We start from the raw sequence: 12,860 nt of genomic DNA, 5'->3' as shown, positions 1-12,860 counted from the left end.
AGGCGGTCCGGCGCCCGTGCGCCGGCGCCCCGGGCCCACCCGGCCCCGGGGCGCCGGCGTGTGTCAGGAGGCGGCCGGCGCGCCGTCGTACGTCCGGCCGCTCCGGGTGCCCCGGTCGTTTTGCCCGGTCGGGTCGGTCAGGTCGGTCGGTTCGGTCGGGTCGTCCTGGTGGGCCTTCAGGATTCCGCTAGCCAGCAGGTACTGCGCGACCACATAGGTCGCCATGACCCAGAACTCGTGGCCGGGCAACTGGCGCCAGTGCGCGATGTCGGTGGCGATCAGTGTGTCCGACAGCAGGAACAGCGCACCGCCCAGGCCGGTGCGCAGGCCGAGCCGGGCCGAGGTCACGGCGGTCGAGGTGAGCAGCAGGCTGTAGAGCGCCACCGGGATCTTCAGCTCGCCGAGGCCGGGCCACAGCTGCGAGACGAGCGCCGCCCAGGCCGCCGCGTAGCCCGCCGCCACCAGCGCGGTGCGGCGCCGGTCGTCCAGCGCGCCGCGTCGCACGAACATCGTCACGTAGCAGACGTGCGCGGCCGCGAAGGAGCCCATGCCCGCCAGGAAGGCGGTGTCGCCGCCGACCTGGAGCAGGACGTCGCCGCCGGCGCTCAGCAGCAGCGCGGGTGCGAGCAGCTTCGGGGCGCGCTCGGTGGCGGTCAGGGTGTGCGCGGCCAGCAGCGGCATCAGCGCCGGCTTGGTGGCGTGCTGGAGCGCGGGGCTGTCGGTGAGGATCGCGCCCAGGTGCGCGGCCGAGGTGGCGGCGAATCCGGCGAGCAGGCCCCGGGCGGCGCGCAGCCGGCCGCCGACGACGCGAGTGGTGCTGCTGAGACTCATGCGGGGTTGCCCTCCGGGCGGTCGGGGCGGGCCGGCTGCCAGCCGGGGCCCTTGGTGAGGTGGCGCAGCCGGTCGCGCCAGTTGTCGGCGGCGGCCAGGTCGCGGGCGATGGCCCGGTACTCGTGGGTGGCGACCCGCAGCGGGTTGAAGGTGTCCAGATTCTTCGTCAGGCCGTAGACCGGCCTGGTCGTCTCGGCGGTGAAGGAGCCGAAGAGCCGGTCCCAGAGGATCAGGATGCCGCCGAAGTTGCGGTCCAGGTAGCCGCCCTGCGAGGCGTGGTGGACCCGGTGGTGGGACGGCGTGTTGAACAGGTACTCGACCGGGCGGGGGAGCCGGTCGATCCGCTCGGTGTGGATCCAGAACTGGTAGACCAGGTTGGCCGAGGAGCAGAACGCCAGGGCGGCGGGGTGCACGCCGGCCAGGATCATCGGGACGTAGAACACCCAGCTGGTGGCGCTGGTCCAGGGCTGGCGCAGCGCGGTGGAGAGGTTGTAGTGCCTGCTGGAGTGGTGGACCACGTGGCAGGCCCAGAGAATGCGGATCACGTGGTGGCCGCGGTGCGACCAGTAGTAGAAGAAGTCCTGCGCCAGCAGCATCAGCGGCACCGTCCACCACAGCACGGGCACCCGAAGCGGCGTCAGCTCGTACAGGGCCGCGTAGAGCGCCACCACCGGGATCTTCCACAGGGCGTCGAAGAGCAGGCTGCCGAGACCCATGGTGAGGCTGGTCGTGGTGTCACGGCGGCTGTAGCCCTGTTCCTCCTCGTCCGGATGGAACCGGAACGAGGCGATCTCCAGGACGGTGAGCAGCACGAAGGCGGGTATCGACCAGAGCACGACATCGGGCAGGTTCGGCATGTCCGGCACGATAGGCGACGGTGGGCGGCCTGCGGAAGGGGTTGTTACCGACGCGTAGATTTCGGGCCGCCGGACCGCTCGGCCGGCCGGGCGCCGGACAAATCGCCGGGTAGGCCGGTTGCTGCCACCGGCGGCCGTGCCCACCGACTAATCTGGTCCACGACATGGATCAGCAGGAGTACGCGGCCGGCACCCTACGGGTGGCCGGCGGCACGTCGGACGGGCGCGCGGGCGGGGCGGGGCGGGCCACCACCGGCGCCTGCGCAGCCGTGCGCGGCGCACTCCCCGACGACGGCGGCCCGGCCCGGGGCCCCCGCGGCGGCGCTGGCGCCGGACCTGCTGACGGCGTGCCGTACGCCGCCGTCGACGGCGCGGCGCGGGCCGGTGCGCCGTACCCCGCCGATCCCGGGCTGCTGCGACTGGCCGGCTGGTTCGTCACCGCCGGGGACGAGGCCGCCCACGATCTGTTCACCGCCGCGTTCGGCCTCTACGGTGCCCGGCACTTCGGTGCCCGGCACGGCGGCGACGCCCCCGCCGCCGCCCCGGAAGCCGACGGCCCGGACGGCGTCAGCTGGTGGCACGGGCCGAGCGCGCCCGCCCCCGCCGCGACGGTGGTCCACGAACCCCGCCCGGTGCCGGGCCCGCGCCGGTCCCGCCGGTCCCCGGATCCGACGGCCGGCGCCCACGATCCGAGTGGCGCCCAGCCCCTCGCCCCGGCCGCCGGTCCGCGGCGCGGCAGGCACCGCAAACCCGAGCCCGCGCGGCTGCCGGCCCGCCCGCAGGACCGCTCGGCGACCGCCGAGCGCCGGGTCGCGGCCCGGCTGCTGCTCGCCCACCCGCTGGTCACCGCGGCCGGCCCGCACGGCGAGGGCTTCCCGCTGATCCGCCGCCACCGCGACTGGCTGACCGAGCGGTTCGACACCCTGCTCGGCTACCGGCTGGTGGTCGGCCCCTGGCACGCCCGGCTCGGCAAGGGCGGCCTCGGACCGGGCGGCGGCCGCCGGCTGGAGCGCCCGGGCACCGGCGAGCCGTTCACCCCCGGCGAGTACGCCCAGCTCGCCCTCGCGCTGTCGGTGCTGGTCGGCGCGCCCGAGCAACTCCCGCTCGGGCGGCTGGTCACGGCCGTCCGGGCGCTCGCCCCGGCCGCCGGTGCCCGGGGAGCCGGACCGGAGGCCGATCTCGCCGCCGCCCTGGGCGTGCTGACCGACTGGCAGGTGCTCAGCGCGACCGGCAGCGGCCTGGACACCCTGGATCCGACCGCCGTGCTCACCGTCGACCGCGAGCTGGCCCGGGCCCTGCCGGCCGGGCCGCCCGCGCTCGCCGCCGACCCGGCCGCGCTGGTCCGGGGGGCCGCCGAGGCCGCCCCCGCCACAGTGGTACGCCGCCTGCTCGCCGAGACCCCGGCGGTGCTGTTCGACGACCTGACCGAGGAGCAGGGCGCCTGGCTGCGGGAGCACCGGCGGGCCGAGGCCGAGTCCTTCGCCGAGTTCCTCGGCCTGGAGGCGGAACTGCGCACCGAGGGCGTCGCGCTGCTCGACCCGGCCGACGAACTCACCGACCTCGCCCTGCCCGGCACCGGCACGCTCGACCGGGCGGCGCTGCTGCTGCTCGAACGCCTGGTGGAGGAGCTGCGCCCGCTGCCCGGCGACCCGGCCGGGACGGCCGTGCCGATACCCGACGCGCTGATAGACGGCGCCCTCGGCGACATCGCCGACGAGCACGGGCTGCGGGCCGGCTGGCGCCGTGACTACCTGGCCGACCGGACGGCGCTGCGCCGCGACGCGCTGGACCTGCTGGCCAGGATGGGCCTGATCGCGCCCACGCCGCGGGGTACCTACCCGCCGGGATGGCTGCTGCTCGCGCCGGCCGCCCGGTACGCCCCGCAGGCCGAACCGCTGCCCGCCACCGGCACCGGGCGGCACTCCCGCCGCGCCGGCGCGGACGGCGCGGAGGACGACGCCCTGCCGGACGGGGAGCCGGACCTGCGCGACCGGTCCGACCAGGGGGTGGACCGGTCCGAGGCGTACGTGAACGGCTCCGGGGCGCCGGAGTGCGACGAGCGCCCGCAGCGGCCCGCCGCCGCCGAGCCGCCGACCGCCGCGCCGACCGCCGCGCCGACCGCCGCGCCGACCGCCGCGCCGGTCCCATCGCCCGCCCACCCGTGGGCGCAGCGCCGTACCGGCCTGCCGGCCTGAGACCGGCCCCCGCGGCCCGCTCCGGCGGTGCCCACCGGCGCGGGTCCGGCCACCCCGGCCCCGGTCGCCCCGGCCCCGGGCCCTCAGCGGGCGGCGGTGGCCGAGGCGACGGTTCCGTGCCGGACGGTCTCCACCGTGGCGCCGACCCCGAAGGCGCCCAGTGCGACCGAGGCGGCTACGGCGGCGCAGGCGAGCAGGCGGCGGTGCCGTTGGGGGAGCGGGAAGCGCTGGTCCGGGGCGGCGGGCAGAGGTCGGCTGTTCATGCTGACGAGCATTCCAGCGAGGTGTTAAACGATGACTACGCGTGAGTGAAGTCTTGACGGGGTGCGGACGTCGGTCTGTCGGTACGCGTTCACCCGTACGGCGCAGCCCCGGGGTGCGGCGCCCCGCGCCGGCCGGTGGGCGGCGCACGTCGTTCGCGCGCGCTCGGCCGGTGGGCCGGATCGGGTAGGGTGGCGCTCTCCGACAGTCGGAGTGAACGGATCGAGGAGGTGAGACCCATTACCGCTGTGTCAGGTCGGGTGCTCCCCCTCGCGGCCGTGTCGAACCACCGGCGCGGCTGAACCGCTGGAGCGCCCGCAGGCGTTCCGAAAGGCTCTCATGTCCGTTCCGCCGTCTTTTCCCCCGCTCTCCGCGATCGTCACCACGCTCCGCGCCGCCGGCTGTGTCTTCGCCGAGGACGAGGCGCAACTGCTCCGTACCGCCGCCGACACCCCCGACGACCTCACCGCCATGGTGCGCCGGCGGGTCGCCGGCCTGCCCCTGGAGCACGTGCTCGGCTGGGCCGAGTTCAACGGTCTGCGGATCGCGGTGGACGCCGGGGTGTTCGTACCCCGGCGGCGTACCGAGTTCCTGGTCGAGCGGGCCCTCGCCCTCGCGCCGGCCGGGGCCGTGGTCGTCGACCTGTGCTGCGGGTCGGGCGCGCTGGGCGCGGCGCTGGCCGCCGAGCTGGCCGGGGTCGAGCTGTACGCCTGCGACATCGACCCGGCCGCCGTCGCGTGCGCCCGCCGCAACCTCGCCGGGGCCGGCGGGCGGGTGCACCTGGGGGACCTCTTCGCACCGCTGCCGGCCGGCCTGCGGGGACGGGTCGACGTACTGCTCGCCAACGTGCCCTACGTACCCACCCTGGAGGTCGAGCTGCTGCCCTCGGAGGCCCGGCTGCACGAGGCCCGGGTCGCCCTCGACGGCGGGGCGGACGGCCTGGACGTGCTGCGCCGGGTGACGGCGCAGGCGGCCGACTGGCTGGCCCCCGGCGGCCGCCTGCTGTTCGAGACCAGTGAACTCCAGGTGCCGGCGGCGGTCGCCGCCGTCACCCGGGGCGGGCTGACCGCGCGGGTGGACGAGTGCGAGGAGCGCTACGCGACCGTGGTGAGCGGGACCCGCACCGCCTGACGGCGCCGGTGCTCACTGCGTGTCGTACGGCTGGCCGTCGTACGGAGTGAGCACCAGGCGCACCACGTCCTCCAGCCGCCGCCGGGCGTCCCCGAGGGTGCTGCGGCCCGTCACCCACGCCGTCAGCTCGCCCTGCCAGGCGTGGCCCACGATGTGCCGGACGAGTTCGCCGGCTGCCGCGGGTACCTGGGTCATCACCGCCTGCAGCGCGGCGCTGTCGGCCCGCGCCATACCCTGCAGGGCCTCGCTGGCGAACGGATCGGTGGAGGCCACCACGGCGACCCGCAGCCGGGCCAGCTGCGGCTGCCGCTGGTAGGCCCGCATGCCGTGCTGGACGAAGCGCACCACCCGGTCCGTCGTCGCCGGACCGCCGCGGGGCCCGCGCAGCTCCGCCACCAGGTCGGCCAGCAGGAGCCGGTGCCACTCGGCGATGGCGGCGGCCAGCAGGTGGTCCTTGGAGGAGAAGTACCGGTACGCCGTCCCCAGGGCGACTCCGGAGCGCTCGCAGACCTGCTTCATCTGCAACCGCTCGACGCCGATCTCGTTCACGAGGGCGAGCGCGGCCGCGATGAGGTTCTCACGGCGTTCGATCTGACGTGGAGACATCGCCTCCACCGGCCTTGGTGACAGGTCAACCTTGGTCACCCGCACCATGATAGGCCCCCGGACGTCGCCGGAGTATGACGCATGCGCGCGCTCGTGACGCGCTTCACGGAGCCGTGTCCGCCGTCGGCTTCCCCGCCGGTCCGCTACCGGTGGGTACGGCGGTCCCGGATCAGTGCCTCCTGGACGGCGGACGCGACCAGCAGCCCCTCCCGGTTGTAGAACTCCCCGTGCGCCAGCCCCCGGCCGTCGGAGGCGGACGGGCTGCGCTGGGCGAACAGCAGCCACTCGTCGGCGCGGAACGGCCGGTGGAACCACATCGCGTGGTCCAACGAGGCGATGATGACCGCCGGCGGCTCGGTGCGCTGGAACAGCGGCAACTGGAGATGCAGGGTGGCGGTGGAGGCGAGCGTGAGGTCGGACAGGTAGGTCAGCGCGCACACCTGGAGCAACTGGTCGTCCTGGGGCAACGGGGTGCCGGCTCTCAGCCAGACGAACTGCTGCGGCACGCCCGGGGTTTCGGCCGGTATGCCGGGCGCGTCGGCCGGGATGAACCGCAGGTCCAGGGTGCGGAACCCGGCCGTCGCGGCGTACGCCTCCGGGTCGGCCTGCGCCCGGGCGCGGAACGGGTCGGGCAGGCCCTCCGGCCCGGGGACGGGCGGCATGGTGCGCTGGCGGCTCTCCGCCTCCTCCGGGATCTTGAACGAGGCGGAGAGCGTGAAGATCGCCTCGTCCCGCTGGACGGCGGTCACCCGGCGGGTGGCGTAGGTCAGGCCCTCCCGGACCCGGTCCACCTCGTAGGTGATCGGCTGGGTCGGATCCCCCGGGCGCAGGAAGTAGCTGTGCAGCGAGTGCACGGTGCGCTCGGGGCCGATGGTGCGCCCGGCGGCCGTGAGCGCCTGGGCGGCGACCTGGCCGCCGAAGGCGCGCATCGGTGCGCCCGCGTGGCACCAGCCACGGAACAGGTTCTTGTCCAGCTCTTCGATTCGCAGCAGGTCGGCGAAGGGGGCGGTGCCCAGGCTCGCCCGCGCGGACTGTCCGGTCGGCTCACTCACCTGCTCATAGTGGCAGACGCGGCGTCATCGGCGGTGTGACCTGGGTTACCCGGACGGGCCTCGGAGAGGTAGAACGTGTTCCTCTTCGGCCGGCTGTCAGTGCCCGGTCCTAGCGTTCCGACCATGACGCAAGCCGTACACACGTACGCCTATCTCCGCCCGTCCGCCGTCCGTGACGAGGCCGCCGGCCGCCGCCTCGCCCTGCAGACCTCGGGGGGTGCCACCGTCGCCGGGGCCGCCGCGCACCCGCGCTTCTTCAGCGGGTTCCTCACCGCCCCGGGCCCGGCCGCGGCCGCCCTGCTGGCCGTCGCCGACGTCGCGGCCGCCCGGTACCACCAGCCGCGGCTGCGCGCCTCGCTCGACCCGGTGGTCACCGCCGACGGCGACCGGCTGCGCTTCGAGTCCTTCTCCGGCTGCTGCGGAGTGCACGCCCGGCTGGACGTCCTGGCCGAGGGCCTGGACGGAGACGAGATCGGCCACGGCACCACCAACGTCGACGTGAACGACCCGCTGCGGGAGTCGCTCGGCCGGATCGGCGCCGCCGAGCCGCTGCACCTGGCCGTCGGGCCGGACGCCCTGGAGGTCACCACCTTCGACGGCCCGGTGGTCGAGCGGAAGGTCCCGCTGCCGGACCGCTGGCTGCGCGGTTTCGCCGAGACCCAGGTCATCGCCGCCGGATTCGACCTGCGGGCCGAACTCCCGGCCGCCGAGGCGGTCCGCTTCCTGCGCTCGCTGCCCGGGAGCACCGGCCGCGCCGGGAGCCGGGCGGTCCACTGGGTGGTGCCCGCCGGCCGGACGCTGCGCCCGACCACCCGGCCGGTCCCCGGCGCGGTGTGCCTGCCCGGGCCCGAGCGGCTCGCCACCCTGCAGCGGGTGCTGAGGCACGCCCTCGCGCTGCGGGTGTACGGGCCGGCCACGGTCGCCGGGCCGACCGCGTCCGCCTGGGAGATCGTGCTCCCCGGCATGCGGCTCACCCTCACCCTGTCGCCGGACTCCTCCCGCGGTTTCTCCGGCGAGGGCGGGGTGCTCGGTGCGCTGGCCGCCCGCGGCACCGAGCAGGACGCCGACCTGGTGGCCGTGCTGCTCTCCTGGGAACCCCGGATCGACCCGGTCGAGCTCGCCGAGCAGGCCGCGCTGAGCCCCGAGCGGGTGCGCGCGGCGCTGGTCCGACTCGGCACGGCCGGCCTGGTCGGCTACGACGCGGCCGAGGCCGCCTACTTCCACCGCCGGCTGCCGTACGACGCGGGCCGGGCCGAGCTGCACAACCCCCGCCTGCGGGCGGCGCGTGCGCTGGCCACGGCGGGCGCGGTCCGGCTGGAGCCGGGCGGGGCACTCGCCACCGTGACGGTCGACGACCACATCCAGCGGGTCAGGACCGACCCGGCGGGGCGGTCGAGCTGCACCTGCCTCTGGTGGGCCAGGTACCGGGGCGGGCGGGGGCCCTGCAAGCACGTGCTCGCCGTCGGCCTGACCAGGGAGTCGGCCGCCGCCGCGCTCCCGGGCGCCGCGCCCGTCGGCACCGTCGCCGCCGCGCTCCCGGGCGCCGCGCCCGTCGGCACCGTCGCCGCCGCGCTCCCGGACGCCCCGAAGGCGGCCCGGCGATGAGCCCGGTGGAGCGGATCCTCGGCGCCGTACGCCTCGGCTCGGCCAGCACGCTGCCGCAGCTGCTGGCCGGGATCACACCGGCCGAGCGCAGGGCCTGCCTGCCCGCGCTCAAGGAACTGCGGACCGCCCTCGGCGGCGACCGGACCAGGGAGGGCGGGCGCCGCCGGGTCGCGGTGCTGCTGGCCGGAGCCGGCTGCCACACCGCGCCGGGCGCGGCCGCCCGCTGGATCGCCGGCAGGGAGTTCTCCGAAACGGTCGAGCTCGATCACCCCGCGCTCCGGCAGATCATCGGGCAGCAGCCCGCCGACTGGCAGGCGGCCGTGCTGGCCGGGCTCGCGGGGCGCCGCGCCGAGGCCTGGGGCTGGAACGACTATCCGGCCCTGGAGCGGCTGGTGCTGCTCACCGGCTGCCCCGTGCCGACCTCCGACGCCTTCGTCCGGGGCTGGGCGCGGCACCGCGCGGCGGAGGCGGACGGCCGCGACCGCCGGGGCCCGCTGGTCGAGCTGCTGCGCGCCGACCCCCTGCTGGCGGTCCTGCTGCCCCGGCTCTTCGAACTCTCCGACATCGGGTACAGCCTGACGCCGGCCCCCGGCCGCACGGCGGGGGACACCTGGCCCGGGGCGCTGGCCGAACTGGCCCGTACCGGGACGCTGGACCGCGCGGAGCTGATCGGCCGCTGCCTGGCCCGGCTGCTGCGCGGGGGAAAACCCGCGGACCAGCGGGCCTTCCTCGGTCTGCTGGAGGCCCTCGGCCCGACGCCGGAGGAGCACCTCGGACACGCGCGCACCCTGGTGGCCCTGCTCGACGGGCTCTCGCCGGTGGCCGGCCACGCCCAACAGGTGCTCGCGGGGCTCGACGAGGCCGGTCTGCTGGAGCCCGGACTCCTCGCCGAGGCCGGCGAGATCGTGCTGTTCCGGACGGAGAAGAAGCTGGTCCGCGCCCAGCTGGGCTGGCTGGACCGGGCGGCCCGGCGCGCACCCGACCGCTCCGGGCCGGTGGTGCTGGCGGCCGCCGTCGCCTTCGGCCACCAGGACACGGCGCTCCAGGAACGCGCGCTGAACGTGGTCGCCCGCCACCTCCCGGCCGCCGGCCCCGCCGTCCTGCCGGAGCTGCGGGCCGCCGCCGCGAGCCTCGGCCCCGCGCAGCACGGGCGCGCCGCCGCCCTGCTGGGCCTGGCCGCCCCCGAGCCCGCCGCCGCTCCGGCGGACCTGCTGCCGCCCGTCCCGTCACCTCGCCCGCTGGGCCCGCCGCTCGCCACCCCGGCCGAGGTCGCCGAGGAGCTCTCCGCGCTGCTGGCCGGCGACGCGGACGTGGCCGTCTTCGAACGGACGCTGGACGGCCTGGTCCGCCACGCCCGACTGGACCGGCAGGCCCTGGTCGAGGCACTCGCACCGGTGTTGCGCGCCCACCCCTGGTCCGGCGGCGGGCACTGGGGCGACTGCACGCCCAGCGACGTCCACTTCGTGGCCGCGTCGGTCGCCGGACTCCTGCCGCCGCGGCGGCTGTGGGACTCGCTGCGCGCCACCTCGCGCTCCCCGCTGCGCCGCCACCCCCAGAGCCCCTACGGCGCGCTGACGGCCGCCCGTCTGGAGGAGGCCGCCCGGCAGGTCACGGCCACCGCGCCGCCCCTGCTGCTCGCGGTGCCCTCGGTGGCCACCGGAGCGCTGGAGGCGGCCGAACTGGTACGGCGTCTGGCCGTGTACGAGGCGGCGGGGCTCACGCCCGGCGCGGTCGACCTCTCCCTCGCGCTGCTGCGGGTGACGCCCACCCGGGACGCCGAGGTGCTGGTGGCCGCGGGGCGGCTCACCTCGCCCGCGGGGCGCCGGACGGCGGGCTGGCTGCTCGCGGGCGGGCTGCCGTCCCAGCCGTCGGAGCGGGTCCGGTTCGCGCCGGGCCGGGGCGCGGTGGCGGCCCTGCGCCACCAGGACCACTGGTGGGAGCAGCTGGTGCGGATCGGCGTCGCCCAGCCGGGCGTGGCCCGGGTGCCGGAGGGCCCGGCGTCGGAGGCCCTGATGACGAAGGGTCTGGCGTCGGAGTGTCTGGACCTGCTCGCGGCGACCGTGCCGGACGTCGCCCGGGCCAGGAAGCAGGCCGGGTGGGCGTGGGCGCCGACCCCGCACTGGGTGGCCGCGCTGCCCGGCCACCGGGAGGAGGTCGCGGCGCGGCTGCTCGACGGTTTCGCCGCTGCCGCCGACCGTGGGGAGCGCGGCGCCCCGCTGCTGCTCCCGTACCTCGCCGAGTCGGGCGGCCGGGCCGGCCTCGCGCTGCACCTGGCCCTCGGGTACGGGCTGGGCGCGCGCTTCCCGGAGGACCGCGCGGCGGCGGTGGACGCGCTGCTCGTGCTGGCCGCGCGCGGCGATCTGGACGGCGCGCTGCTCGGCCGGGAGCTGGCCGAGCTGACGGCGGCGGGCGCGGTCAAGGCCAACCGGATGACGGCGGCGCTGCGCGCGGCGGCCGACACCGGCGCGTACGGCACGGTGTGGTCGGTGCTGGCCGGCGCGCTGCCGGGCCTGCTGGCGGGGGAGCCCGCCCGGGGCAGTGGCGAACTGCTCGCGCTGGCGGCGGACTGCGCCCGGCGCGCGGCGGCCCGGGGCGCGATCGCCGAGGTCACGGCGCTGGCCGGGCGCGGCGGGGTGAGCCGGCCGGTGAAGGAGGCGCGGGCGCTGCGGGAGGTGCTGGACGCGGCCTGAGCGCGGCCTGTGCGGTGCCTGGGTGAGGCGGAGCCGGCCCGGGGAGTCGAGGAACGACCGTCGGCCCGTGTCGGCATCACCGAGGGTGTGCTCACCCGGGCGCGACGGCCGAGCTGACCGAGCGGGCCAGGAGCGCCGCCTGCCCGCCCGCCCGCCTGCCTGCCCGCCCGCCCGCCTGCCTGCCCGCCCGCCTGCCTGCCCGCCCGCCTGCCTGCCCGCCCGCCCGCCCGGGTCCGCGTCCGTCCGCGCGCCCGGCGGGGCCGGGCGGGCTCACACCGTGATGCCGTCGTCCTCCGCCGCGACCTGGGGCCGGGCGTCCGGCCGGGCGTCCTGGCGTCCGTCCGACCGGGTCCGCGTCCGTCCGTCCGGCGCTCCGTCCGACCTGGTCTCCGCGCCGGACGGGCCGGACGGTGCGGCCGCGGCAGCCGGGACGGGCTCGGCCGCCGCCACCGGGAGGCTCTCCGGTACGAGCGGCCCGGCGCCCGCCGGCATCGCGGCGACGGCCCGCCACCAGAGCTTCAGTACCGGGGGCTCGGCCGGTTCGAACGGCTTGCCGGGCCGGGGCACGGCCGTGGTGGCACCGAGTGCCCGGGCCGCGGCGATGGTCCGCTCGGGCGGCTCCTCCCACGGGTGCGGTGCGAGGTTGAAGGTGCACCAGTGGATCGGCAGCAGCACCCGCCCGCCCAGGTCCAGGTGGGCCCGCACCCCCTCCTCGGGGGTCATGTGCACCTCGGGCCAGAAGTCGCTGTACGCGCCGACCTGCATCATCGTCGCGTCGAACGGCCCGAGTCGGCGGCCGATCTCCTCGAAGCCGGGGAAGTACCCGGTGTCCCCGCTGTGGAAGACCCGGTTCTCGGGCCCGGCCACCACCCACGACGCCCAGAGGAACAACGGGCTGGTCCGGGGCCCCCGGCTGCAGTAGTGGCGGGCGGGGGTGGCGGTCAGCGTCAGCCCCGCGACCTCGGCGGACTCCCACCAGTCCAGCTCGACGATCCGGTCGGCCGGGACGCCCCAGTGCTCCAGATGCGCGCCGACCCCGAGCGGGACGGCGAACACCGCGCCCGTCCCGGTCAGCGCGCGGATGGTGGCCATGTCCAGGTGGTCGTAGTGGTCGTGGGAGACCACCACCACGTCGACCGGCCCCAGTTCGGCGAGCGGGATCGGCACGGGGTGCAGCCGTTTGGGCCCGGTCCACCCGAACGGCGAACAGCGCTCGCCCCAGACCGGGTCGAACAGCACCCGCCGGCCGTCCAGCTCGGCGAGCACCGTGGCGTGGCCCAGCCAGGTCAGCCGCAGGCCGGAGGCGGGCGGCACGGCCAGCTCGACCGGGAGAAGCCGGTGCAGCGGGACGGCGGCGGTCGGCCCCCGGCGGGCCCGGTCGGCGGTGAACCGGGCCCGGGTGATCTCCAGCGGCGTCCGCTCGTACACCAGCCGCCGGGTCGGCACCGGATTGCGGAACGCGCCGTCCTCGAACTGCGGCGAGCGGCGGATCCGGGCCAGTCGTCCGCCGCGCGGGTCGGCTCCGAAGGCCTCTGTCCGCAGTTGCTGCCAGGCGGTGCGCGAGAGCTCGGACAGGGGCGCCCCGGTCAGTCGCCCGGGTGTGGAGAGCTGCGAGGTCAGACCGGTGACGCG

The 12,860-nt window shown here is 76.9% G+C and carries 10 protein-coding genes; 4 read left to right on the top strand and 6 right to left on the bottom strand.

Annotated elements, in window-relative coordinates; translation table 11 throughout:
- Nucleotides 1-63: 63 nt before the first annotated feature.
- On the bottom strand, nt 64-831 hold the full coding sequence (locus OG823_RS06600) for a lysoplasmalogenase (RefSeq protein ID WP_371478295.1): 768 nt from the start codon (nt 829-831) through the stop codon (nt 64-66).
- The gene (locus OG823_RS06595) at nt 828-1,688 is read right to left on the bottom strand and encodes a sterol desaturase family protein (RefSeq protein WP_371478293.1); all 861 of its coding nucleotides are present in this window, start codon (nt 1,686-1,688) and stop codon (nt 828-830) included. The genes OG823_RS06600 and OG823_RS06595 overlap by 4 nt, the downstream gene beginning before the upstream one ends.
- A 164-nt stretch (nt 1,689-1,852) precedes the next feature.
- Between OG823_RS06595 and OG823_RS06590 the strand changes: the two genes are divergently transcribed.
- On the top strand, nt 1,853-3,883 hold the full coding sequence (locus OG823_RS06590) for a DUF2398 family protein (protein ID WP_371478291.1): 2,031 nt from the start codon (nt 1,853-1,855) through the stop codon (nt 3,881-3,883).
- A gap of 83 nt (nt 3,884-3,966) precedes the next feature.
- On the opposite strand, the gene OG823_RS06585 is transcribed toward OG823_RS06590, so the two are convergent.
- Nucleotides 3,967-4,146: a hypothetical protein gene (locus OG823_RS06585; RefSeq protein WP_371478289.1), complete on the bottom strand. Its 180-nt coding sequence runs from the start codon at nt 4,144-4,146 to the stop codon at nt 3,967-3,969.
- Nucleotides 4,147-4,483: 337 nt separating this feature from the next.
- Between OG823_RS06585 and OG823_RS06580 the strand changes: the two genes are divergently transcribed.
- On the top strand, nt 4,484-5,275 hold the full coding sequence (locus tag OG823_RS06580) for a putative protein N(5)-glutamine methyltransferase (protein ID WP_371478287.1): 792 nt from the start codon (nt 4,484-4,486) through the stop codon (nt 5,273-5,275).
- A gap of 12 nt (nt 5,276-5,287) precedes the next feature.
- Here OG823_RS06580 and OG823_RS06575 read toward each other — a convergent pair whose 3' ends face one another.
- Together OG823_RS06575 and OG823_RS06570 are read right to left on the bottom strand one after the other, a co-directional pair.
- Nucleotides 5,288-5,920: a TetR/AcrR family transcriptional regulator gene (locus OG823_RS06575; RefSeq protein WP_371478286.1), complete on the bottom strand. Its 633-nt coding sequence runs from the start codon at nt 5,918-5,920 to the stop codon at nt 5,288-5,290.
- A gap of 104 nt (nt 5,921-6,024) precedes the next feature.
- Nucleotides 6,025-6,933 (bottom strand): acyl-CoA thioesterase, encoded by a 909-nt coding sequence (locus tag OG823_RS06570; RefSeq protein WP_371478284.1) that lies wholly within the window; start codon nt 6,931-6,933, stop codon nt 6,025-6,027.
- A gap of 123 nt (nt 6,934-7,056) precedes the next feature.
- Here OG823_RS06570 and OG823_RS06565 point away from each other — a divergent pair, with 123 nt between their 5' ends.
- On the top strand, nt 7,057-8,538 hold the full coding sequence (locus OG823_RS06565; RefSeq protein WP_371478282.1) for an SWIM zinc finger family protein: 1,482 nt from the start codon (nt 7,057-7,059) through the stop codon (nt 8,536-8,538).
- A complete protein-coding gene (locus OG823_RS06560; protein WP_371478280.1) occupies nt 8,535-11,228 on the top strand; it encodes a DUF6493 family protein in 2,694 nt (897 codons plus the stop codon). Before OG823_RS06565 ends, OG823_RS06560 begins: the two co-directional genes overlap by 4 nt.
- Nucleotides 11,229-11,498: 270 nt before the next feature.
- On the opposite strand, the gene OG823_RS06555 is transcribed toward OG823_RS06560, so the two are convergent.
- Nucleotides 11,499-12,818: an MBL fold metallo-hydrolase gene (locus OG823_RS06555; RefSeq protein ID WP_371484333.1), complete on the bottom strand. Its 1,320-nt coding sequence runs from the start codon at nt 12,816-12,818 to the stop codon at nt 11,499-11,501.
- Nucleotides 12,819-12,860 lie beyond the last annotated feature (42 nt).

Source organism: Kitasatospora sp. NBC_00315 (assembly GCF_041435095.1).
Lineage (GTDB): Bacteria > Actinomycetota > Actinomycetes > Streptomycetales > Streptomycetaceae > Kitasatospora.
The sequence above is the reverse complement of the archived record's forward strand: the minus strand, read 5'-3'. Positions and strand labels throughout refer to the sequence as shown.